This is a genomic window from Providencia sp. PROV209, from assembly GCF_028479485.1.
GTDB classification, from domain to species: domain Bacteria; phylum Pseudomonadota; class Gammaproteobacteria; order Enterobacterales; family Enterobacteriaceae; genus Providencia; species Providencia alcalifaciens.
Window position 1 is genome coordinate 107,647 of sequence record NZ_JAMPNR010000020.1, and the last position, 24,178, is coordinate 131,824.

At 40.6% G+C, this 24,178-nt stretch carries 24 protein-coding genes; 7 read left to right on the forward strand and 17 right to left on the reverse strand.

The window, feature by feature from the left end; all coding sequences use genetic code 11:
- Positions 1–23: 23 nt before the first annotated feature.
- From PR795_RS14305 to PR795_RS14335, 7 genes are all read right to left on the reverse strand, one after another.
- Positions 24–1,472, reverse strand: coding sequence for a hypothetical protein (locus PR795_RS14305; protein WP_272516881.1), 1,449 nt, complete (start codon positions 1,470–1,472; stop codon positions 24–26).
- Positions 1,473–1,654: 182 nt separating this feature from the next.
- Positions 1,655–2,323, reverse strand: a complete 669-nt coding sequence (gene artM / locus PR795_RS14310; RefSeq protein WP_036960863.1) for an arginine ABC transporter permease ArtM — start codon at positions 2,321–2,323, stop codon at positions 1,655–1,657.
- Complete coding sequence (gene artQ, locus PR795_RS14315; protein ID WP_006657699.1) at positions 2,320–3,060, reverse strand: arginine ABC transporter permease ArtQ; 741 nt, start codon at positions 3,058–3,060, stop codon at positions 2,320–2,322. Before artQ ends, artM begins: the two co-directional genes overlap by 4 nt.
- 12 nt (positions 3,061–3,072) lie before the next feature.
- Complete coding sequence (gene artJ, locus PR795_RS14320; protein ID WP_006657700.1) at positions 3,073–3,816, reverse strand: arginine ABC transporter substrate-binding protein; 744 nt, start codon at positions 3,814–3,816, stop codon at positions 3,073–3,075.
- A gap of 18 nt (positions 3,817–3,834) precedes the next feature.
- Positions 3,835–4,563 (reverse strand): arginine ABC transporter ATP-binding protein ArtP, encoded by a 729-nt coding sequence (artP, locus tag PR795_RS14325; RefSeq protein WP_006657701.1) that lies wholly within the window; start codon positions 4,561–4,563, stop codon positions 3,835–3,837.
- 98 nt (positions 4,564–4,661) lie between these two features.
- A complete protein-coding gene (locus tag PR795_RS14330) occupies positions 4,662–6,143 on the reverse strand; it encodes a DUF2867 domain-containing protein (protein WP_006657702.1) in 1,482 nt (493 codons plus the stop codon).
- A gap of 51 nt (positions 6,144–6,194) precedes the next feature.
- Positions 6,195–7,094 carry a lysine exporter LysO family protein gene (locus tag PR795_RS14335; RefSeq protein ID WP_006657703.1) on the reverse strand — a complete coding sequence of 300 codons (900 nt, stop codon included), beginning with the start codon at positions 7,092–7,094 and terminating at the stop codon, positions 6,195–6,197.
- Positions 7,095–7,491: 397 nt separating this feature from the next.
- On the opposite strand from PR795_RS14335, the gene PR795_RS14340 reads away from it, so the two are divergent.
- The 3 genes from PR795_RS14340 to macB all read left to right on the forward strand — a co-directional run bounded on the left by PR795_RS14340 (position 7,492) and on the right by macB (position 12,320).
- Positions 7,492–9,156, forward strand: coding sequence for an ATP-dependent nuclease (locus tag PR795_RS14340; RefSeq protein ID WP_006657704.1), 1,665 nt, complete (start codon positions 7,492–7,494; stop codon positions 9,154–9,156).
- A gap of 108 nt (positions 9,157–9,264) precedes the next feature.
- Entirely contained in the window at positions 9,265–10,374 is a 1,110-nt protein-coding gene (gene macA / locus PR795_RS14345) for a macrolide transporter subunit MacA (protein WP_036974662.1), read from the forward strand.
- A 2-nt stretch (positions 10,375–10,376) separates the two neighbouring features.
- On the forward strand, positions 10,377–12,320 hold the full coding sequence (gene macB, locus PR795_RS14350) for a macrolide ABC transporter ATP-binding protein/permease MacB (RefSeq protein WP_006657706.1): 1,944 nt from the start codon (positions 10,377–10,379) through the stop codon (positions 12,318–12,320).
- 61 nt (positions 12,321–12,381) lie between these two features.
- On the opposite strand, the gene PR795_RS14355 is transcribed toward macB, so the two are convergent.
- Positions 12,382–13,788, reverse strand: a complete 1,407-nt coding sequence (locus PR795_RS14355; RefSeq protein ID WP_181480712.1) for a hypothetical protein — start codon at positions 13,786–13,788, stop codon at positions 12,382–12,384.
- Between the two features lie 467 nt (positions 13,789–14,255).
- On the opposite strand from PR795_RS14355, the gene PR795_RS14360 reads away from it, so the two are divergent.
- The 4 genes from PR795_RS14360 (at position 14,256) to PR795_RS14375 (ending at position 18,355) form a co-directional block, all read left to right on the forward strand.
- Positions 14,256–15,602, forward strand: a complete 1,347-nt coding sequence (locus PR795_RS14360) for a purine-cytosine permease family protein (RefSeq protein WP_006657708.1) — start codon at positions 14,256–14,258, stop codon at positions 15,600–15,602.
- Between the two features lie 10 nt (positions 15,603–15,612).
- Positions 15,613–16,446 (forward strand): nitrilase-related carbon-nitrogen hydrolase, encoded by an 834-nt coding sequence (locus PR795_RS14365; protein ID WP_272516882.1) that lies wholly within the window; start codon positions 15,613–15,615, stop codon positions 16,444–16,446.
- Positions 16,443–17,189 (forward strand): IclR family transcriptional regulator, encoded by a 747-nt coding sequence (locus tag PR795_RS14370; RefSeq protein WP_006657710.1) that lies wholly within the window; start codon positions 16,443–16,445, stop codon positions 17,187–17,189. The genes PR795_RS14365 and PR795_RS14370 overlap by 4 nt, the downstream gene beginning before the upstream one ends.
- 230 nt (positions 17,190–17,419) lie before the next feature.
- The gene (locus tag PR795_RS14375; RefSeq protein WP_006657711.1) at positions 17,420–18,355 is read left to right on the forward strand and encodes a DUF1177 domain-containing protein; all 936 of its coding nucleotides are present in this window, start codon (positions 17,420–17,422) and stop codon (positions 18,353–18,355) included.
- 102 nt (positions 18,356–18,457) lie between these two features.
- On the opposite strand, the gene cspD is transcribed toward PR795_RS14375, so the two are convergent.
- The 9 genes from cspD to PR795_RS14420 form a co-directional block, all read right to left on the reverse strand.
- On the reverse strand, positions 18,458–18,688 hold the full coding sequence (gene cspD / locus PR795_RS14380; RefSeq protein ID WP_006657712.1) for a cold shock domain-containing protein CspD: 231 nt from the start codon (positions 18,686–18,688) through the stop codon (positions 18,458–18,460).
- A gap of 290 nt (positions 18,689–18,978) precedes the next feature.
- Positions 18,979–20,112 carry a phage integrase Arm DNA-binding domain-containing protein gene (locus PR795_RS14385; protein ID WP_272516883.1) on the reverse strand — a complete coding sequence of 378 codons (1,134 nt, stop codon included), beginning with the start codon at positions 20,110–20,112 and terminating at the stop codon, positions 18,979–18,981.
- Positions 20,102–20,338, reverse strand: a complete 237-nt coding sequence (locus PR795_RS14390) for a hypothetical protein (protein ID WP_006662242.1) — start codon at positions 20,336–20,338, stop codon at positions 20,102–20,104. The genes PR795_RS14385 and PR795_RS14390 overlap by 11 nt, the downstream gene beginning before the upstream one ends.
- A gap of 31 nt (positions 20,339–20,369) precedes the next feature.
- A complete protein-coding gene (locus PR795_RS14395; RefSeq protein WP_272516884.1) occupies positions 20,370–21,167 on the reverse strand; it encodes a DNA adenine methylase in 798 nt (265 codons plus the stop codon).
- Entirely contained in the window at positions 21,154–21,699 is a 546-nt protein-coding gene (locus PR795_RS14400) for a hypothetical protein (protein WP_272516885.1), read from the reverse strand. Before PR795_RS14400 ends, PR795_RS14395 begins: the two co-directional genes overlap by 14 nt.
- A 2-nt stretch (positions 21,700–21,701) precedes the next feature.
- Positions 21,702–22,385 carry a hypothetical protein gene (locus PR795_RS14405; RefSeq protein WP_272516886.1) on the reverse strand — a complete coding sequence of 228 codons (684 nt, stop codon included), beginning with the start codon at positions 22,383–22,385 and terminating at the stop codon, positions 21,702–21,704.
- A 1-nt stretch (position 22,386) separates the two neighbouring features.
- A complete protein-coding gene (locus tag PR795_RS14410; protein WP_272516887.1) occupies positions 22,387–22,842 on the reverse strand; it encodes a hypothetical protein in 456 nt (151 codons plus the stop codon).
- A gap of 2 nt (positions 22,843–22,844) precedes the next feature.
- Positions 22,845–23,327 carry a hypothetical protein gene (locus PR795_RS14415; RefSeq protein WP_272516888.1) on the reverse strand — a complete coding sequence of 161 codons (483 nt, stop codon included), beginning with the start codon at positions 23,325–23,327 and terminating at the stop codon, positions 22,845–22,847.
- An 11-nt stretch (positions 23,328–23,338) separates the two neighbouring features.
- On the reverse strand, positions 23,339–24,127 hold the full coding sequence (locus PR795_RS14420; protein WP_272516889.1) for a hypothetical protein: 789 nt from the start codon (positions 24,125–24,127) through the stop codon (positions 23,339–23,341).
- Between the last annotated feature and the right edge of the window lie 51 nt (positions 24,128–24,178).

Consider the following 24,178-nt stretch of genomic DNA (forward strand, 5'->3'; position numbering starts at 1 on the left):
ACCCTATCTATGATTAGACATACCTAATGGAATTTAAGAGCGTTTTTCAAGACCCGCTTCAAACTGAATTTAAGTTTCTGAGAATAGACGCTACCATTTACATCAATATAGGCATCCCCTTGTTTACTTTCAATTAACGGCAACTTTTCAGTAATTGTAGAAACCATTTTTTTGACATCGCTTTCAGTTGAATGGATATCCCACTGTTTATAATGTCCATAAATGGTAGCTTGAGTTATATGGGTAATAGGATCATGGTTTTTAAGCTGTATTTTAAATCCATTTGGTAGGTCTATTTTTACTTTATCTTCTATTAATTTGCTTTTTATATAGTTTTGAATATCGTTCGGGGCAAACTCAGGTAATGTGAAACGATATTGGCTATCTTCATTTTGACTTACTTTTGTTATATTTACTAAAGGAATACCTGTTGGAGTTTTTTTTGTATAGCCATTTTCTTTTTCAGATTGAATAATGCTATTGATATCTTTAAAAAAATCATTTTTATTGTAAGTGGAAATTGCTCCATTATTTGGATCGAAATATGTATATAGTATTTTGTTATTGGTTTCATCTCTTTTGACTGCAATTGCAGTGCAGTGACCTATTATACTTAATAAGCAATAGAAAGTGTTTTTTTTATTTAACTCTCTATCTATATCATATATTAGCTCTCTTAGTGTTCGTTCTTTACCCTTTAGGATATTATTTTGTGGATGCTGAACAATATAAGTATTATTATTTATTAAACCAGATTGTAGTTTTCTCTCTGTTATTTTTTTTGCGTAATTTTTTGCTATAAAAGAATAGCAAAGCTTCAAAAAAACACGAGTTTCACTATCAATTAAAGGGATTTTTTTTTCTATTTTATACCTTAAATTAGGGTGATGGCTTAATAAGTCATTTATTTCTAAATTAGGATTAGCTATTTTTCTATATATATATTCAATATTATCTATAATCTCTTGTTCACTGATTATAATGTCACCTTTCAAGATGAAGTTTTCCATTGGATTTTTTTTAATTATATTCTTAATGTGACTTAGATCAGATGCATCTTTTTTTCTTTTTGGTATTGCAAAATTATTCGTTTTATTGGATATGAGATTAAGTGCAGCTGATTTCATGTAATCAATTTGACCGTTAATTCCTTCAAATATTAGAGTGTTGAAAATTGACTCATTTAATGGTTTTAAGTAGTTCTCTATTTTTTCATGTAACGTGTTATTTTTATTTATATTTTTTATTGTATTGAAATTATTGTTCATTGTTTCAATGTATTTAATTCCCTGATTGTTATTTTCATACATCAGAAAAGCATAAGAAATCCCTCGGCAAATTCCTGAGTTAATTTTTTTTATATCAGAAAATGTAGTGAGTCGGTGTTTAAAATCATCCGTTAAATGTTCATCAATATAATCTAAAATTTCACTTTGATTAAAATACGTTATTTTTTTTGTATCGCAGTACATAGAGATTAACCTTCTTATAGCTTTCATTATCATTGGGTTAGGTATTCTAAGCAGGGATACATATGTGTCTTTCAAAAAACAATTAGCATGTAATTAATTAGCTATGAATGATTTTTCAGGCATAAAAAAAGCTTGGTGGATTACCAAACTTTTTCTGTTTTTAATACAACAACACACTACCGCTAACTTCGTTGCTCAAATGCCAGTGCTTTGCGCTCAATCAGACGCATAATTAACGTCAGAATAGCATTCACGACGAGGTAAATAATTCCCGCAGCGACAAATGCCATCACATCCCATGTCTGACCAAATACTTGGCTACTGTAGCCCATAATATCTAGCATCGTAATGGTACTGGCGAGAGAAGTACTTTTGAAAATCAATACCACTTCGTTGGAATAGGATGAGAGTGAACGTTTAAATGCATAGGGGAGAATAATTCGCATGGTTTGCAGTTTATTCATCCCTAATGCTTGGCAAGACTGCCATTGACCCGACGGAATCGCTTTTACCGCACCGTGGAATAGCAATGTGGAATACGCCGCACTATTCAATGCCAGCGCAACCATTGCACATATCCATGGGGTCGAAATAAACTCCCACAACATAGGATAATCTTGCAGGGATTTAAACTGGCTTGGACCATTATAAATCAAGAAGAATTGGACTAATAACGGCGTTCCGGTGAATAAGGTGATATAGACCTTAACCGCTTGTGAAACGACGGGCGTTTTGAGGGATAAGATTAGCGTAAAGAAGATAGCTAAAATGAAAGCAACGAACAACGCACTGAAGGTCAGTGACAAGCTGGTTGGTAATCCCGGTAAAATTTGCAGAATTAAATCAATCATTTCGCGTCACTCCGTTCAAAACGGGTGGTGCGCAGTTCAATGCGTTTGAGTACCAACTGGCTTAATAGCGTGATAGCGAGGTAAATCAGTCCCACAATGGCGTACCAAGTAAATGGCTCATGGGTGCGGTTTACAATAGTTTTAGTCTGTAGCATTAAGTCATTAACGCTAATTAAGGAGACTAGCGCGGTATCTTTGAGTAACACCAACCATTGATTGCCTAAGCCTGGTAAGGCATGGCGCCACATCTGCGGCATGATATAGCGAAAGAAAATGGTTCTTTTGCTTAATCCAAGTGCCAATCCGGCTTCCCATTGACCATAAGGTACAGCTTTTAATGCACCTCGTAGGGTTTGTGAGGCGTAAGAGGCGTATAACAGCGCAAGGGCAATGACACCACAGAAAAATGGAGTGTAATCAAACTCGCCGCTATCAGCAAAGAAAATGCTCGGATCAATTTGGAAAGTACCTTGCCAGAAACCCAAGTTAATGGCGATACCATCCCCTAACAAATTGATTAGCTGGAGCGTTCCAAAATAGACAAACAGCACCACCAGCAATTCGGGCAAACCACGTATCAGCGTGACCCAGCATGTCCCTAAAAAGGCGAGTGGTTTGAATCGAACGGATTCCCACGCCGTAAATAGCATCGCGAGAACTAATCCAAGAATCAGGGCTGAAACGGCAAGGCCGACGGTAATACCGGCGGCACTTGCTAAAAAGAGAAAGTCATTCATTAATTATATCGACTACTGTTGAAACCATTTTTTATGGATAGCATCGTATGTGCCATCTGCTTTAACTTCAGATAAGGCTTTGTTCATCTTATCTAACAATTCTTTGTTACCTTTACGAACGGCGATACCTAAGCCGATGCCGAAGTATTGTGGGTCTGTCACTTTATCGCCGACTGGCGCTAAGTTTTCATTGCCTTTCGCTTTTAACCACTCATCAGCAACTGCGGTGTCACCGAACACAGCGTTAATACGACCATTTTGCAGATCTAAAATCGCAGATTGGTAGTTATCATAGGGAACAACAGTCATGTCTTTATGTTGTTCCATAATATATTTTTGGTGTGTGGTCCCGTTTTGTACCCCAATTTTTTTGCCTTTTAGCTGGTCAACTGCCGTAATTTTATCTTTTACCGCGATAAACTCGGCTGAGTTAGGGTAGTAAGTTTCAGTAAAATCCACTTGTTGTTGACGTTCAGGGGTAATATCGATGCCCGCCATTAACGCTTCAAAACGACGGAATTTCAGGCTTGGGATTAAGCTATCAAAAGATTGGTGTGTGAATGTGCATGTTGCATTCATTTTTGCACACATTGCATTTGCCAGATCCACATCAAAACCAACGATTTGGTTGTTTTTATCAAACATTTCAAACGGGGCATAAGTGGCTTCGGTTGCAAAACGGATCGTCTCTTTTTCCGCCGCAGTCGCAGATAGGGTTACAGCGCCTAATAATGTAGCTAATAATAATTTTTTCATTGCTTAATCCTATATCTATTAGTGGGACAGATAATTTGCAAATGCTGCAGTTTGAGGAGAAGTAAAGTGGCTAGCATCTCCTTGCTCTACAATATGACCGTTTTCCATATAGACCACACGGCTCGCAGTTTTACGGGCAATTTCAACTTCATGGGTCACGATAACTTGTGTGATCCCTGTTGCTGAAAGTTCACGAATAATGTCTACCACTTGGGCGGTGATTTCTGGGTCAAGCGCGGCGGTTGGCTCATCAAATAATAGAACTTGAGGTTCCATCATTAGGGCGCGAGCAATCGCGACACGTTGTTGTTGACCGCCCGATAAATGCAGTGGGTAGCGATTGGCAAATTGAGATAAACGTAAACGCTCTAACAGCTTAGCCGCCTTATCTTGAGCTTGTTGTTTGGTCAATTTCAAGACACGGCACGGCGCTTCGATCAGGTTATCCATGACACTTAAGTGAGGCCATAAATTATATTGCTGGAAAACCATTCCCACATTTTGGCGCAGATCACGAATCGCTTTCGCATCAGGTGCAGTGGAAAAATCAAAGTGATGGTTGGCAATATTTAGCTGACCTGAACGCGGCATCTCTAAAAGATTCAGTACACGCAGTAAAGAACTCTTGCCTGCACCACTGGGCCCAAGTAATACCATTGTCTCACCAGCAGTACACTCTAAGTTAATATCAAAGAGTGCCTGATGGTTGCCGTAGAAACAGTTTATGTTTTTTAATTGAATGCTCATGCTTACCAATAATATCTAAATTAACTATCAGCGATATTAATCCTGTGAGCATATTTATGCAATGTTTTATGCATAAAAATTTGGTTTTTACGCTAAATTTATTCTGGCTTATTGGAGCGATGTTCCGCTATCTGCTCTGTCACAAGCTGTTTGTCCCGTTGAACCGCTAATTCACTAATACGCTTAGCCATGCCTTTAAAGATGAACAAATGCGCTGGCATCATTGCAAACCAATAGAGTAACCCACAGAAGCCCGCAGGGTGCCACCATGCACGAACATCAATTGAGCGTAGGTTTCCACTATCATGAATGGTGAAAGTTAACCGGCCTAAACCTGGCGCTTTCATACCAAAAAGCAAGCTTAGTTGCTTGTTTGGCTCCATATTAATGACTCGCCAGCCATCAACTTCATCACCAACTTGTAAGGTTTCACGATCAGGTCTGCCATATTTAACTTTATTCAGCATCATATCATCCATCATGGCGCGGGTTTTCCAAAGGATGTTGGCGTAAAAATAGCCTTCCTTTCCGCCAATTTGTTGGACGGTATGCCAAAGTGACTCAGTGGATGCGGTTGTGCTGAAGGTGAAGCCGGCTTGTTTAGGGTAGTAACCGTAACCTGGTCGCCAGCGTTTTCTCACTTCAGGGTCGTAGCCCCAATCCGAGTTATCAATAGCACTGGCTTCTTCTGCTAGCGTTGTTCTGACAGCATCATCAAATGAAATCAGTGTCTGTGGGATCAGCTCTCGAATGAGTTTGTCATCTGCAGGTAAGTCATGTTGCAAACCTTGGATCAGCTCTTTTGCGATAGATGGGGGCACCGATGTGATCAGGCTGATAAAGTGTACGGAAATCATGCTGACAGGAATAGGAATTGGAATTAATAAACGGCGTTTTCCGGAGACTTTAATAAATCGTTTGAAGAGCTCCTGATAGCTTATGTATTCAGGACCACCAGCATCCAAAACTCGGCTTTCAGTCACAGGTAGCTGAGCCAATTGAGTCAGGTAGTATAGGATATTTTCAAGGGCGATAGGGGATGACTTCGAACGAACCCAGCGAGGTGGTGTTAAAATGGCGAGGTTATACACCATATCACGCATTATTTCGAAGGCAGCGGAACCGGACCCAACAATAATGGATGCGCGAATTTCAGTCACGGGAATTCCACTTTCACGCAGGATTTCTCCCGTTAAGCGCCTTGCAATTAAATGCGGTGAATAAGTATGACCGTGTTGCAGTGCACTGAGGTATATCACCTGTTTAACGTTGGAGTTCTGTAATGCGGTTTGCACATTACGAGCCGCCTCACGTTCACGCTCAACGAGGTTAGCTTGATCTGCCATACTGTGAACGAGGAAGTAGACAATATCCACTTCATCCATGATATTTTTTAGGGTTTCGGGTTGATGTAAATCCACATAGATACAACGAGTATCGGACCAACCTTGGGATAGCATCCAGTCTACACGTCGGGCAGCCGCAGTGACTTGATGACCTTCTTCCAATAATTTAGGAATTAAATTTTGCCCAATATAGCCGCTGGCGCCTAGTACTAAAACTCGTGGTTTTCCCGTCATGTTAATTTCCTGTGATACCTAAATTAACGGCTATTGTGACTGAAATTCTACTTATGTAAAGAATGCCATAAGAATTGGCGTAATAAGACTTAAAACGAACCCATGAACGATGGCTGCAGGGACAATTGAAACACCGCCACTGCGTTGCAATACCGGTAAAGTAAAGTCCATCGATGTTGAGCCGCAGATACCTAAAGCGGTTGAGCGATAGCGGTTAATGATCAGCGGGATCAGCATAATCGCCGTTAATTCGCGCAATAAGTCATTAAAGAATGCAGCGCTGCCCATAACAGGACCATAGGCATCGGTAATTAAGATCCCTGTGAGGGAATACCAACCAAATCCAGAGGCAATCGCCAACCCCATTTTGATAGGAAGTCCAAGGAAAAAGGCGGCGGCTGCGCCACCTATAAGGGCGCTGACCCCCATGACTAAGGCGATAGTTGTTCCTCGGCGGTTGATTAAAATTTGTCGAATATGCATTCCGCTATTACGCAGTTGAACCCCGACGAGTAAGAGCAGCAACATGAGGGCGACTTGGCTACCTTTATCCGCATAATGTAGAAATTTAAACCCCGTTAAGCCCACCAGAAAACCCACCAGTAATACACCGCACAGTTGCAAGGATTCAAAGACCATTTTGATGCGAGAAGGGGGTTTTTCTTGCTTGTGTTGCGGAACTTTCCACGGATCAAGTTTATCGAGAAGGATTAATGAGAGTGCATTTAAGCCAAAAATGCAGCCGAAGAAGGTTAGGGCATAAACTAAAATGGACACTAAATGGGCACTGAGGTTTTCAAGCAACGCGAGGGTAATACCCATTAAAAATAAAATCACGTACACCATCGAGTTTAAAGATTGATGAACTCGATGAAGAACATTTTTATTTTTTATAGGTATCAAGTAACCAAGAACCAGAGGTAAAAGAATAATCAGCAAGCCAGAATACATGTCGGTGCCCTTTTTATTTCATTAACTACACATAAATTATATCAATATAAACAAAAGATTATATTTAAACTTTCAGGGGTATTGCTATCGAAACAGTAATAAATTTAGCCTGTGATGCTAAATATCATGTAGGTGACAGATATTTTTCAATGGCTGACTAACTAAAAATAGGAGAAAAATGCTGGAAAATAAAGCATAAACATCCTATATCACCAATTAAATAAGCTCAATACAGGAACATGTATCGTAACGTGTTTTTTTGTACTATTTTGACTCGTCTAGTAATTAGTTAGCTAAATAAGTAAGCTTTTATTTGTGATAGTTCAGGTTGTTTCACGGATTCCTGAATGGTTGAGATGTTACAATCGAACTCAGTTTTGACAGTAAGGGGAGAGATATGTATCTGGAACGTGTGGAAATATATGGATTTAGAGGGATCAACCGGCTTTCTTTAGAGCTTAACAATAATACTGTCTTGATTGGTGAAAACTCGTGGGGTAAATCGAGTCTACTTGATGCCTTGGATATTTTGCTCTCTCCCGATCATCGTGAATACCAGTTTAATGCTAATGATTTTCACCATCCAACAGGGGATGATGAAACGCGTTTTCGTACTTTGCAGATAGTCCTAAAGTTCTGTGAAAGCCGCCCAGGTCGACATCAGTCTTATCGTTTTCAAAATCTAGCCTCTGTCTGGGTTGATAATGGGGACGATCTAAAACATATTTTGTACCGAGTGAGCGCCGAATTAAAAGACGATAATAGTGTTGTAGTGGATAAGTGTTTCCTAAATTCAGGAGGGAACAAGCTATCTCTTGATAATGTCGGAAAGTACATTAAGGAAATTATTCGTTTATATCCCGCGATCCGCTTACGAGATGCCCGCTTTTTAAACACCATTAATCCGAATACGATCCAGGGTGGGGATAACCATTTTCGTGAAAACTTTAATCACCAGATTAAAGAGCTAACCATGGCGTTGGTGAATAACCCTGAACGATTAAGTGATAATGACCTTGAAGATGGCGTGGACGCAATGCAGCAATTGCTGAGCCATTATTTTTCAGGAAAAAGCGGTCATATGGTGAAAGCGGATAATTCAATCATTAGCTTAGAACCTCGGAAACGCGGCTGGCAAGCATTGGATAATATTAACCGGCTGATTGCAAAACCTAATCAACGTAATATTCGCCTAATTATCTTAGGGATGTTTTCATCATTATTGCAATCTAAAGGGAATATCGAGCTCGATAAACATGCTCGCCCAATTATTATTGTGGAAGACCCTGAGACGCGGCTACATCCTATTATGTTATCTATTGCTTGGGGGCTATTTAGCTTATTCTCATTGCAGCGGATCACAACGACCAATTCTGGCGATTTACTTTCTCAGGCGCCAATTGACAGTTTATGTCGCCTTGTGCGTGATACCAATAAGGTATCGGCATATCGTCTTAGCCCCCAAGATTTAAGTGCGGAAGAGCTACGCAAAATATCATTCCATATTCGTTTTAATCGACCATCTGCATTATTTGCCCGTTGTTGGTTATTGGTCGAAGGTGAAACAGAGATTTGGTTAATGAGTGAATTTGCGAGGCAGTGTAATTATTTCTTCGAAACGGAAGGCATTAAAGTCATTGCTTTTGCGCAGAGTGGTTTGAAACCATTATTAAAATTTGCCAATAAAATGGGGATTGAGTGGCATGTATTAACGGATGGGGATGAGGCAGGAAGGAAATATGCCGCAACTGCCACCCATTACGCGAATAAAATTAATTCTTCAGACCGAGACCGTTTAACGATGTTACCTGCACCCGATATGGAGCATTTTCTCTATCGTGAAGGGTTTCAAGGCTTGTACCATGAAATTGCGGAAATCCCTGAAAATGCGAGGGTTTCAACCCGTCGGGTTATCTTAAAAGCGATTGCACGAACCTCGAAGCCCGACTTAGCACTTGCGACAGTGAATCGTGCAGCTGAATTGGGTCCAGACGCAGTGCCATTAGTGTTAAGAAACATGTTCTCTCGCGTTGCATGGCTCGCGCGTGGTAAGGCGTATTGATATAAATTGCAGTTAATCTTAAATCTGTTTAGTGAAGATAGATAATTATTCAGCTATCTTATTTTCAAGGGAGGGGCGGCCCTCTTATTGAAAATAGGAACGTGAGTAATGAAGGCAACATCAAGAAAAAAATGGATTTATGGTATTTTAGCCTTGCTTATGGGGAGCATGATTGCGTGGTATTTTCTTGGTAATCAGAAACCAGAAAGTTACCAAACGGTTGATGTAACCCGTGGTGATTTAGATAAGCAGGTTCTCGCAACAGGGAAGTTAGATGCTGTGCGGAAAGTTGATGTTGGTGCGCAAGTCAGTGGTCAATTACAAACGTTATATGTAAAAGAAGGTGATACGGTCAAAAAAGGCGACCTGCTGGCGGTGATTGATCCACAAAAGGCGCAAAATGAGGTCACCGAATCCCAAGAAACCATTCATGAATTAGAGTCGAATTTGGCACTGGCTCAAGCCGAATTAAAATTGGCGCAAGTGACCTATCAGCGTCATTTAAGCTTATCAAAAGTGCAAGCGGTGTCTCGCCAAGAACTGGATAAAGCCAGGACTGACGTCGAGGTGAATAAAGCCAAAGTTGCCACGTATCAGTCACAAATTAAACGCAATCGCGCCTCTTTAGATACGGCAAAAACCAATTTGAAGTATACCCAAATTACTGCACCGATGGATGGTATTGTGACGTTTATCAAAACGTTGCAGGGGCAAACTGTGATTGCAGCTCAAGAAGCACCGACGATTTTGACGTTGGCGGATCTGGATACAATGTTGGTAAAAGCTGAAGTGTCTGAAGCCGATGTTATCTATCTTGAACCAGGGCAAAGTGCGTCTTTTACCGTGTTGGGTGCACCAGATAAAAAATTTGCGGGAAAACTGAAAGATATCCTTCCTACGCCTGAAAAAATCAATGATGCGATTTTTTACTACGCGCGCTTTGAAGTACCAAATCCCCAGCATTTATTAAAGTTGCAAATGACTGCGCAAGTGGTGATTGAACTTGAATCTCATAAAAATGTGTTATTGCTTCCGTTGCTCGCTTTAGGAAATGAAGTTTCTCCACAGGTTTATGAAGTGGAGGTGTTGAATGGCGGTGTACCACAAAAGAGAACCGTTGAAATTGGTAGCCGCAATGATGTCTCCGTTGAGATTATTAAAGGGCTGCAAGAAGGGGATAAAGTCATTACTAATCGCAGTAGTGATACGGAATTGTAATCATGGCAACCTTACTTGAGCTGCATAACATTACACGGCGATACCCTGCGGGTGAGCAGGAAATCACGGTACTAAAAAAGGTTTCGCTGAAAATACATTCAGGGGAGATGGTGGCGATTATCGGAGCATCAGGCTCAGGAAAATCGACGTTGATGAATATCCTTGGGTGTTTAGATAAACCATCCTCAGGCGAGTACTATGTTGCAGGGCAAAATATCGCAGAGTTAGATAATGATCAGCTGGCGCAATTACGTCGTGAACATTTTGGTTTTATTTTTCAACGCTATCATTTGTTAAGCCATTTGAGTGCAGAGCAGAACGTTGAAATTCCTGCTATTTATGCGGGAGCTGGTAAGGCGCAACGACAGGAACGAGCAGAAAAATTGCTGCAACGTTTAGGCTTAGGGGAGCGCGTCAATTATCGTCCTAGCCAGCTGTCTGGAGGGCAACAGCAGCGAGTCAGTATTGCTCGGGCACTCATGAATGGTGGTCAGGTTATTTTAGCGGATGAGCCTACTGGGGCGCTAGATAGCCATTCAGGGGAAGAGGTGATGAAGATTTTAAAAGATCTTTGTGCCCAAGGACACACGGTGATTATCGTCACCCATGACCCAAAAGTAGCGCAACAAGCAGAACGGATTGTTGAAATCAAAGATGGCGAAATCATTAATGATTCTGGTGCACTTGCGGTAAAAGTCGCTGAATTTCCAGCCAAAGCCGTCATACGGAAAAATCCATTAGGTCAGTGGGTTAGCCGATTCAGTGAAGCGCTGCTGATGGCATGGCGAGCGATGGTCGTGAATAAAATGCGCACCTTACTGACCATGTTGGGGATTGTGATTGGTATTGCATCGGTGGTCTCCATTATGGTGATTGGTGATGCGGCTAAAGGGATGGTATTGAATGATATTAAATCGATTGGGACCAATACGATCTCGGTGTATCCCGGCAAAGATTTTGGTAGTGATGACCCTGAAAACCGCCAAGTATTGAAAGCCTCGGACATTTCAGCAATTGCTCAGCAGCCTTATGTACAGTCAGTGACGGGCTCTATTGAAACATCCGCGCGGTTACGTAAAGGTAATTTGGATGCGGTGGCTCGGGTGTCTGGGGTAGGAACCGATTATTTCCAAGTTTATGGAAGCCATTTTTCTGAAGGGATGGGATTCACTCAGGATATGCTAACTCGGCGTGCGCCTGTAGTTGTCATTGATAGAAATACGAAACGACGTTTTTTCCCGAACAAACAGAATGTGGTGGGTGAAACATTACTTATTGGCAATATGCCCGCTACGATTATCGGAGTATTGGGGGAGCAAAAGTCAATTTTTGGCTCCAGTAAAAGTTTAGAGGTGTTTTTACCAGATACCACCATTAACAGTAAGCTCATTAACCGTTCTTACTATGACAGCATTGTGGTGAGAGTAAATGAAGGTGTTGATGCCAAAGTGGCTGAGCAACAACTGGTGCGTTTGCTTACGCTGCGTCATGGTAAGAAGGATATTTTTACTTATAACATTGATACATTGGTTAAAACGGCTGAAAAAACCACACAAACGATGCAGCTCTTTTTAACCCTCGTCGCCGTAATTTCTTTAGTGGTCGGGGGTATTGGTGTGATGAACATTATGTTGGTATCCGTAACGGAAAGAACCCGTGAAATTGGGATTCGGATGGCGGTAGGAGCACGAACTTCGGATGTTATGCAGCAATTTTTAATTGAAGCGGTGTTAGTGTGCCTTATCGGTGGCTTAATGGGGATTGGGTTATCTTATGGCGTGAGCTTAATTGCCCAAATGGCGCTACCAGGTTGGACATTTGAGTTTGATCCTATCGCGCTAATCAGTGCATTTGCCTGCTCCACTGCAATTGGGGTTATTTTTGGTTTCCTACCCGCCAAAAACGCGGCCAAATTAAATCCAATTGATGCATTAGCGAGAGAGTGATTTAAATGCAAAATGCTGCTCTTCTTTTCTCTTCGAGAGGAAGAGCAGCGTGGTTTCAATATCATGAATTGAATGCAATTCTATTAGCTATCCTTCCTTTCCAATCAATATAGATATTTTTGTTTTGGTAACATTGATATTCTGATTTAGTTGATTCGATAAGTTTTATGGTGTCATTGAGGCTGCGGTATTCACTAATAATTTGATAACACTCTTTTTCCATTTTTAACTCCAAAAAGAGAAAGTCGTTCTTCTTGTCATATTCGATGAAAGAAAGCCTGTTTTTGTTAGACAAAGTTAGCGTTGTTTTTTTGCCGACCAATAATTGTTTGGTTAGCTTTTCCACTTCTTTCTCTAGATCGGGGAGTTTTAGCTTGTTAGAAGGATCCGCTATAGGAATAAACTTCCCAATATCTGCGGTTTCTATTATTTTGCCGTCATTTTTGATATGGGTATTTTTGGGGAGTATGCGGAGGGTATCGAGTAGGTGCTGTTTACTTGTGAGATTTATAACACCTTCATTAGGGTCAAAATAACTCAATGAATGACGCTTATTTTGTGGGTCATATCTTATTGTTATCGCCGTTGCATGGTGATGTGCGGAATAAGATATTGAACAATTTTGCTGGTTTTGAATGATAGCATTAATGAATGTTTCAATGTCTTGTACAGTTGCCGTAACGATACTCTGTTGAGTATTTTTATAGCTGAAATCAGATTCGGTTTTATTGTATTTTAATCCAGATTTGACATTAAACAGGGTGCTATCAAATTCGCAAACGAGGGCACAATATTTGTAAGCATCCTGCAAAAATAATTTAACTTCTGTTTCCGTTAGGCTATCACCCTGTTTAATTTTTTTATTGATTTCTGGAGTGAGTAGATTGAATTCGGGTAAGATTATTTTTTCACCACATTTAATTTTATGATAAAGCGCCCGAATTAAATTGCATTCTTGAGCCGCAGAGATGCCATAATATTTTTGCATATCTATATCATTTTTGAGTGCTGTTAAGCAACATTCAATGTATTGCCAATTAGTTTCACTGGGATATTTGGGCGCTAAATGGGCTCTTTTTAGCCTTGTTTGCTGACTATAGTAGTAGTGCGATTGTTCATGGTTAGCTTGTAATCGTATCGCATCGATGGCGTGCTGTTGAGCAACATGTGCCGATAATTGCTTCCATGCCTGATTATTAGCATCCTGTAGAGGATCATCACTAGGAACATCCAATTTTGCGAGATTAATCACGCTATTTAGCTGTTGTATAAATTGAGAGCCCTGATGATTGTTTTCATAAGCGATATATTGGTGGATTAGCCCTTGGCATATACCGTTTAAGGAATTATTGATATTCGATATGTGGTTTAGTTTATCAATGATATGTTTGATATTTTTTTTATCACTATGAATATATTTCAGCAGATTATTTTGGTTAAAGATGGTACTAAAATGGATAGGGTACATATTGATATTCTATGCTTGAAAATGGATTATCAGAAAACTAACAACTTCTGTCCTCATTTTCTTGTATAAATGAATATGACATGTCAGGAAAAAGGAAAAATGTCTGTTTAGGCCGAATATTTTGTGAGATTAAGCGCAATGAAAAGAGAAACTACTCTAAATTGGCGTGTCGAAATTAGAATTATCTATTGGGGATAACTCTTTTTATGAAATTTCTCTAATCAAATGTGGAGTTTTTAACCCATTAATTTACAGCTTATTTTGTTTTTATCTCCTCCTATATCTCCTCTTATTTAAATAACCGATAATAAAAAAGCTATCAAAAAGGTAAATTCTACTTGCGGTTTGGTACTGATCGTGGATATCATTCGTCTTGTAGAATAAATGAAACCTAGTTCCATTAAATGGAACTTTAGCGAAAAGCCAATAAATCACAAGTAAAGACTCATACACAGCAGGCATGAAAAATGGCAAATAAAGCAGGTGAAGATTATTCTCTGGCGCGGGTACCGCAAAGTGCTCGTCGACCGTTTTATGAAGTGTTGATCCTCCGTATCGGTTCACTCGCTTGCGTTTCGCAAGTGATGCTAGGTGCAGCTCTTGGGTATGGATTAACGTTTTGGCAGGCGTTTTGGGCAACGATGCTCGGCTCTGTAATTTTACAGGTCGTCAGCTGGGGGCTTGGAGCAGCTGCTTGTCGCGAAGGAATGTCAATCAGTCTACTGTCTCGGTGGGCTGGTTTTGGAAAGCTAGGATCCGCATTAATTGGAGGAGCGATTGCTATCTCCTTAATGGGTTGGTTCGGCGTCCAAAATGGTTTCTTCGCTGATGGTATGTATAAAGCGACTAACGTGCTAACACCAGGGACCTGGTCGCTTATTACAGGTATTGCGGTGACAATTATTACGGTATATGGATATCGCTTTTTATCTATTACCGCGAATATTTCAACACCGCTCTTTTTATTCGCACTCGGTTGGGCAACTTATAATTTATTATCAGGACAGGATATTGGTTCGTTAATCAATGCCACTGAACCTGCCGGACCGTTAATGACTATGCCAGCGGCAATTACTATGGTTGCTGGTGGATTTATCATCTCTGCTGTGACAACACCAGACATCAGCCGCTTTATGCATAAGCCGAAAGATGTGTTCTGGATGACCTTAATTGGTACGTTCTGTGGCGAGCTTTTCGTCAACATGATTGCAGTTTTAATGGCTTTAGCGTTACGTACAAGCCAAGTTTTTGATTTGATGATGGCGTTGACTGGATTGCTAGGTGCATCGATTGTTATCTTCTCAACAATTAAAATGAATGATATCAATCTTTATTCTTCGTCACTGGGCTTTTCAACATTGTTGAATGCCATCTTTAATAAGCGCTTTGATCGCCGTTATTTAACATGGGTAATTGGTATTTTTGGTACTGTTGCTTCTATGTTAGGCATCTTAGATAACTTTATTAGCTTCTTAATTTATCTCGGTATTTCGATTCCGCCTGTCGCGGGCATTATGGTTGTAGATTACTACCTTTTAAAACGTGACAGAAAAGAACTGGATATTACCCGGGAACAAGGCATTTTACCGACACGCTGTGAAGCATATAACCCAGTAACATTAGTTGCGTGGTGTTGTGCTGTTATCGTGGGTTGGGGAACGTCTGCTCTGGGTCCATTTAATGCAGATATTGGTGTTCCAGCATTGAACTCCTTGCTGGTTGGTGCGGTGGCTTATTGGATTGGTATGCGACTATTAGCCGCATTCCGAGGCGAGAAAGGAACCCATTTCCGCCAAGTTTCTCATTTAGATTGAGGGCAGATAGATGACCGATAACCGAGTAAAAGTGGCTTTGGCTCAATTTAATTCTGAGCTCGGAAATAAAACAGGTAATTTGCAGCGTATGGCGCAACTGTGCGAGCAGGCGGCATCTCAAGGCGCTAAATTAATCTGTTTCCCAGAGTTGGCGACAACGGGTTATCGGGGCGATCTATTATCCACAAAATTATGGGATTTAAGCGATTTTGAAGGCAGTGAAACTGACTGCCTATTTAGCCAGTTGGCTTCCCGCTTAGATATCACGATTGTGTCAGGGTTTGCTGAGCGCGGTGAGCGTCTTGGTGAAGTTTACAACGCGGTGGGTGTATGGAATCCAGGCTGTGAAAATATCAGTGGTGTATTTCGTAAAGTTCATGCGTTTGGTATTGAAAAACAATGGTTCAAAAGCGGGGATAGCTTCCCTGTGTTTGAGACACCTATCGGTAAGATAGGTGTGATGGTTTGTTATGACATGGGATTCCCTGAAGTCGCTCGGATCCTCACGTTACAAGGTGCGGAGTTATTGATTGCGCCTTCAGCGTGGTGTATTCAAGACCGAGATATGTGGGATATCAATACGGCATGTCGTGCATTAGAAAATGGGACTCATCTTCTGGCGGTTAATCGCTGGGGGCATGAAGAAGATTTACACCTGTTTGGTGGTAGTAAAATTGTCGGTCCACGAGGGCAAGTGCTATGCGAGGCATCTTGTGAAAGTGAAGCGCTATTAGTCGGTGAAATTGATTTTCGCCTTCAAGCACATACGCGATTAAATGTGCCTTATTTAAGAGACAGAAAGCCTCTAAATTATGGCTTACTGGCGCAGGAAATGCAGGTATGAGTATTTTAACAAGTGTTGTCGATGTGTTTCGCCTGTTTTTACGTTCAGGTGATGAGCTCACGGTGACTACATTGGTAAATGAGCTGTCCATGCCTAAAAGTTCTGCTTCACGTCTGTTAAAGCAGATGGCAGAACTGGGGTTGCTCGAAAAGAAAAATAACGCACCGATTTATCGTCCTGGGTTATTGATTATGGAAATTGCCCATCGAGCTCGAGGCATGAACCATTTAATCGATATGGCGTTGGAAGTATTAGACAGTTTGACGAAAGATACTGGGTTTACCAGTTATGTTTCCGCATTAGACGAAGATAAAGTGCGTGTCGTACATGCACGATTTGGTAACAGTATGCTGCAAGTCATTACGCAGCCAGGAACTCGTTTACCGATTGGCGGAACCTCAACTGGACGTGCGTTATTAGCACGATTACCCGTCAATGAACGGACAAACTTAATTAATTTAGAACCTGAAGACACGCGGTCCCGTTTAAAAGAGCGTATTGACGCGATTACACAACGCGGTTGGGAGTTTTCAGTCAATGAGTCAGTTGCAGGTGTCGCTTCCGTATCCAGTACGGTGTACGACCCTTCACAAAATACATTGTATGCGTTGTGTTTAAGTCTTCCAGAGTCGCAAATGACCGATGAGATAATGACACAGCTGTCTCAAGACCTTTGCCGTAAGGCGTCTTATCTAGGTTGCATGGTAGGCGATCCTTATTGGCTAGAGCGTAGTGCCAAGTAGTCAAAAGCCTTGTGATATAAAGCAGTAAAAATAGTCGTAAAAGTTCAGTAAGCAGTAATGAGTAGTCGCAGTAAATAATAATTAAATACCATTCAAAGTGCGTGAATACGCCTTCATCAGGAAATATACCCTTTGTCTTTAGTTAAGGGGTATTCAGAGCGAACGGGTGCCCTTTTGGTGCTCGTTCGCTCTAAAACTCGAAAAAAATAATTAGAATTAAAGGAAGTACAATGACTCTAAAGCAAACTTTGTGCGTTTATGAGCTACTCGATTGTGCGAATGTAAGTGGGCATGATGTCGTTCAGTTGTTTCAAGATTTCCCCGAGGTTCAAGTCATTTCAACGACTGTCGTCGATCAAAAAGGTCAAAGTGATTTCGTCAGAATTACGATCCCCGGTCAACAAGGTAAGTCTCAAGGTAAAAATGCGCCAACCCTCGGCATTATTGGGCGTTTAGGTGGACTCGGTGCAAGACCTTCACGCATTGGCGTTGTCTCTGATGCTGATGGTGCAATCGCCGCCATCACAACAGGATTAAAACTGGCGCAAATGCAGCAGCGAGGTGACACGTTATTAGGCGATGTGATCATTACCACGCATATCTGCCCAAATGCACCTACTCGTCCACATACTCCAGTCGATTTTATGGATTCCCCGTTGGAAGATGTGACGATGAATCTCCACGAAAGCATTCCTGAAGCAGATGCGATTTTATCGGTGGATACGACTAAAGGAAATCGCCTGATTAACCATAAAGGGTACGCACTATCACCTACGGTTAAATCAGGATATATCCTGCCTGTTTCTGAGGATTTGCTGCGTTTAATGGAATGGAGTAGTGGACAGAATGCGGTCACTTTCCCACTAGCAATCCAAGATATCACTCCTTATGGTAATGGGCTTCATCATTTAAACAGTATCATGCAGCCAGCGGTTTCGACGACAGTACCTGTTGTTGGTGTTGCAATTTGTACGGAAACTGTTGTACCGGGTTGTTCAACGGGGGCGAGTCATGAAGTGGATATTGCAACGACCGTAAAATTTATGATTGAAGTGGCAAAAGAATTCGGTGAAGGCAAGTGCGCTTTTTATGACGAAGAGCAATATCAGTTATTAACTGAACTGTATGGAGATATGCGCCATCTACAAGCCACGGAAGAACAATAATATTTATTGCGTGCTTTCTTAATTTGGAATTGTTTTAATTTAAATAGCCACAGTTAATTATTTACCCCTTAAAAATAATTAACTGTGCTCTATTACCCTAATTTATTCTGCTTTCTCTTCACCGCTTTCAGTAATTGGGATAATGACGTCAGCATGAGAGCCTTTAGGACCAGCACCAACACTATAGTTAACCTTCTGGCCCGCTTTCAGTGTTCGGTAACCGTCCATTTGGATTGTGGAGTAATGTGCAAATACATCATCTCCGCCATCTGTTGGGCAGATAAAACCAAAACCTTTCGCATTATTGAACCACTTCACCGTACCTGTATTCATATTTCTGTCCTTTCAGTTTGCTACTTACTGTTTATATACATGCATAAAATGCATATGTATACCAGAAGAGTTTTTTCATTACACGTAAATTAAATTAATGTTTTATTTCGATAATGTTTTTTATCTATTTTTAACTTATTGTATATATTGATTTATTAAAATATCGATTTTCTTATTATGATTAAACGCATAAGGAGTGTTATGGTGTTTCTGTTTGTTTTATAAGCAATTATTTTCTTCCCCAAAACCCCACCAAAAATACTCCCCAAAACATTTAAAAATTTGAGTCTTTAAATTACGACAATCTTCCACTCTTTACCGCGATCATCGTTATAATTATCAGTCATTACTTTCGACCTATGACCTAACAATCTTTGAGTATCCAATCCTTGTTCTCGATATATCCTTTCAGAAAGAGAACGCTGTTCATGAAAGGTTGGTTCAGCACCTTTCGACCAAGTAATTCCGCATTTATTACGTGCATTTTTAAACGCGGCCGTTAATGAGGTATTTGATATTGCCCCGCCTTTTTTACCCCTAGCAATAGAATGGCGATGGTGAAGTAGGTAAGGGCTAACAACAAGATCCCTACACATGGAGATCACATCACCAAGCGTCATTTCTATAGCATCACACCTCAGCGTTAATGGGATGGCAATTTTTGTCCCTGTTTTTTCTTGCTCAATATGCAGCATTCCATCCCAAACATCAGAGAATTTCATTTTTGTGATATCACCAAGGCGTTGCCCTGTAATTAGAGCTAACAGCATCCCATGTTGTAAGTAATGAGGGTGCATGGCTGCTTGCTGATAGATAGCCTTCCATTCATCCAGCGATAAGCGCTCTCGCTTAACTTTGCTTCTAGGTTTCTTGGTTGCAAGGGCAGGGTTATACCCTGGTGGAACATGTCCAACATGCTGAGCCTCTTTAAACACATCAACAATCACGGATCTGACTACTTGAGCCATTCGGTTATGCCCGAGCGCCTTTACTTCGTCTGTTATTTTAACGACTTCAAGCGCAGTTATATCTTTTAAGGACATCATCCCACAATGCTGCTTAAATAAATTTAGCGGCTTAATTTTTTGCTTATATGAGTTTAGCTTTAACTCGCCTTGATCCATTCGTTCTTGCTGTATTTCTAAATATTTATCAATCCAATTGGACACGCTAATGCCAATTTTCTTATTTTTAATATTTGAAAGCCTGTCATTGATACTGAGTATTTGTTTTGTTTGCTGTTCAGCTATAACCACATTTGCTTGAACGGCTACTTGCTCGGCTTCCTCGGCGTCCGTGCCGAGGCTATGAAACCTACCTGTTAACGGGTGTTTATATTGCCAATAAACCTTTCCGTTTCGTTTATCTAATTTCCGATACAAATTTGGAATAGTGATTTTATGAGCGCGGGGTCTAGCTGCCATCAGATAATATCCTTTGAAGTTTATCGTTTGAGCAATTCGGTAATTGAGGTTTTGAAACAATACCCACCCAGCGGGAATCACGATCTACCATCCATTTCTTACCAACTTTTAAGGCTGGTGGTACCATCATGTTCGCTTTCGCATACTTCAATAACACTTGCTTGCTGGGCGCATCATCACCGAATTCCAGTTTTGCCCATGCTTCTAGAGATACCATTCTAGACATAATTACCTCCACATATCTGCCCGCATGCAGATTAAAAATTCAACCACAAACACTCGGTACGCTTTACTGAACCTGCGTGTCCATTTGCTGCCGTTGTCTTTACTGCTTTTCGCCAGCTCGAGAGTTGGCCGTTATATAAATCGTTGTCATAACCACAGATAATAACTTTCCCTTGAAGCTGGCCAGCGACAGTGATTAATTGCTGGTGGCCCCATTCATCCATTTCGTACCGGTATGTTTCGCTTCTCATACTCCTTGTTTCATGTAGATAAGGCGGATCAATAAAATGTAAGGTGCTGGTGGTATCATGGTCTTTCATGCACTGAACAGCATCACGATTTTCAATTAATACCCCTTGCAATCTATCCACTACAGCGAGCAGGTTTTCCGGTGCACGTGTCCATATCTTTTGTGCTGTCGCTGAATTACGCTTAGTGTCTAATCTAAAACCGGTTTTTCCTTTCGTTGCACCGGCGCTACCAAATCCCATAGTGGCGCGAACAATCGTTTTACGTGCTCGCTCAATAGAGCAATCAGAAGCTTCATAAGCACAATTAAATTCGGTTCGTGAGTAGGGCGTTAATAAGCAAGCATCGATAAGTTTTTCAGCCTGATCTTTATCACGCAGAACGCGAAACAGATTCACTATTTCATCATCCAAATCGTTATAAACTTCAGCTTCCGATCGAGGTTTACGCAAAAGAACTGACGCAGCCCCACCAAATGGCTCAACATAACAACGATGATCTGGAAAATGACTAATCACCCAAGGGGCAAGTCGATACTTGCCGCCATGGTAGCGAATAAGCGGGTGTTTAATGATTGTCATGTTCCACCTTCATTTGCTTGAGCGCTTCACGAACAGCGTTTAAACGTGACTCCATCCTCCAATAATCGCTATTTTCCTGCTTAGGCCATGGAGCACACCACGGATCATTACCAAATAACCCATTATATTTATTACTAAAAGTGCAATTAATAACATCATCTTTAATATCTTCAATCCATTCGAGATCATCAAACATGGTGCGAGCGTCACTTTCAGTTAGTATTCTTTTTTTTCGACACTTCATTATTTCTTTCTTAACAAACGCGATATTTTCTTCATTATCAGCGTCAATTTCCTTGTCTAGGCTTGAGTCCAAATAACCAATCCAATATTGGTTTGTTATCCATAATAAAAATTCAGTAAGAGACATACCCATACCGCCCCAATAGCATGACCATGACTTACTAAACTCACTGATAGTCACACGACCTCGACGATTATCGCCATAGTCTTCAAGGTAAACATGAATAGGGTCATGATTATCGACGCCTGTTATTACTAGCTTAGTAACTTGTGATTGCTCTATTTTCATAATCACACTCGCTTAAACTCAATAACCCACACCCACGGATTACTATCCCATCCGTCAGTACCGTAAATATTTTCCCAAGCACGCCGAAATGCCCTTATTGGTTTTTCAAACCAGCCAATTGAATTAGCTGCATCAGATTGTGAATTATCAAAGCCTTCTGCCTTTGCGTCTTCTTCACTAATTGATTGCAGCCGCTCTACGTGAACATCAGTAATTTCTAGTGTTATACGGGAAGCCCAGCGCGGCATTTGCGTCGATGGTCTCCAGCCTTGCCGAAAATTATCATCGCAATCGATATATTCAGGCGCATACCCGCCATCTGCTTTGTAAACACAGTTTTCTACTTTTTTGTATGGAGTCGGATCTTTGAATAGGTCGTAAGCTTTTTCGACATCAACTAACGGACCTTGCCATGTTTCACGAACCCAAATGCGATCGCCAACCTTACCGTAAGGACAGGTAAGAGGGTACGTTCTGTCATTCCAAGTGGCACCATCAGTGGAGCGCAAAACACAACGGCCATCTTTGATGCCTGCGTGATAATTTCCAGCCCTTAAACCGCTAAAGTTCAAGTTAATAGCCTTATCAATTGGTTTGAATTTAGCAATACAGCGAGTTTGAGTTTTACGGCCATCAATGATGGCGCGTACCATTTCAGTATTAAAAATAATTCCGCGCTCTTTCATGTCAGCCACCTATACGTGTAGCAGTTCTAATGCGTTCATAAATATCACTAGCTTGAATACGTTCATCACCAACATCACAGGCGCAGAAATATTCAAATGCAGCCTTTTCAGCTTCTTTATGTGCTTTGAGGAATTTTGCCTTTAGTTTTGCTACATCTGGTCTTAGCCATGAACAAACGGGACCATCTTCTGATTCAGAAATACCACCAATAAACCAACCATCACCTTGAGGTTTGCTAGGCACCCATCCTGAAATATCACACTGGCCATCTTCAAAATAGAGTTTGAATGTTGGGTGACTTTCATCAATATCACCATCCATATAGACATTACAGATTTCAAGACAGTTGTTATCAAACCATTGTTTTAAATATTCAACATCTTCACTTACAGGAATTTGAGAGTGAGCCCAGTAGCCAAGTTCGTCGCGTTCTACTAATTCAGGTTTAATAGACATAATTAAATACCTTTATTTACTTCAATCGAGTTATAGGCAGACTTCATTTCTTGATAAAGCTCTTTTCCTTCACCTGCTTCGTAAAGCTCTTTCCATTTATCCCAATTATCGATAACAGCAGACCACTGAGGTGAACATGCTTTCATTTCATGTAATTGGCTTGCTAGCTTAGGTACGGCTTCTAGTAATCGAATGCAGCGACCTAAATCAGCACCATCCCAAGGGTAATGATGTGGAGCGCTAAATTGACCAGAAAGAACGGAAGCCATATATTTGGAGCTCGCCCCTACATCATCACTAGCAAGCCATGCAGTAAGACCCATACCTTCAGAAGCTTTAACAAGCGGCTTTTTGAATTCGTCACAAATTAAATTAGCAGCATTAATAATGGCATTCATATAACGAGGTTCAGCAGGGATGCCGGATATTTGGTTTTCCAGCTCAGTTGAAATAGCGGAAATTAATCCAATTTGGTTAATTTGCATAATTACACCTTCTACTCATCATCTGTATATTGATAGTTTTCATCCATACCGTAATCACTAGGTGATATAGTCGGGTGACATAAGTGAAATGCGAATTTGCGCCAATGTAACTTTTCAGATTCAGATTGCTCTCTATAAGGTTTAGCTATATTGATGTTAACTAGGTTCCCATTAACAATATCGAATGTCCCGCAATTACTGCCTAGGTCTTCATCAGCAAATCGAACAGCAAAGCTATGCTGGCTAAACTTATTTCCAAGTGCTGCATAAATTTGCTCAGGTGTAGACCATGCCGTATCAAACTTAATTATCAATTCGCCCCCATTGGCAATATGTCTTTTTAATCGTTTTTTATAGATACGTTTTTCGTAGCATTTAACATGTGTTGGAGTATGGCGATGCCCATATTTAACTTTTTTATATTTACGCTTCACTGGCATCAGCACATCATATGCACCCCATTTTGTTCCCCAATTCGAGATGCGCCAGCTATACCAAGTGGCATGACCATATAGGGCTTTGCTCTTGATTGACTGCTTAGCTTCATTAACTAATTTTTTATATCGTTTCAATCCAAGTTGTTTTTTAAAACGTTCAAAAACGCCTTTGTCATTTTCTCTTATGGCTGCCGCCATCATTTCAGTATGAGAGCCAGAAGTAATATTTAATGTTTTGGGCATCTTGATTAGTCTATTAAAATCAAAGATACCGTCATTGTTGATGATGCTATTAAGTACATGCAGTTTTTCTTTTGAAGTTCCTGATGTCATAATTAATTCATTAGTGACATGATTTGGCATAATTAATACTCCACAAAATTTAGATAATAAGAGTCCGTCTCTTAATAAAGA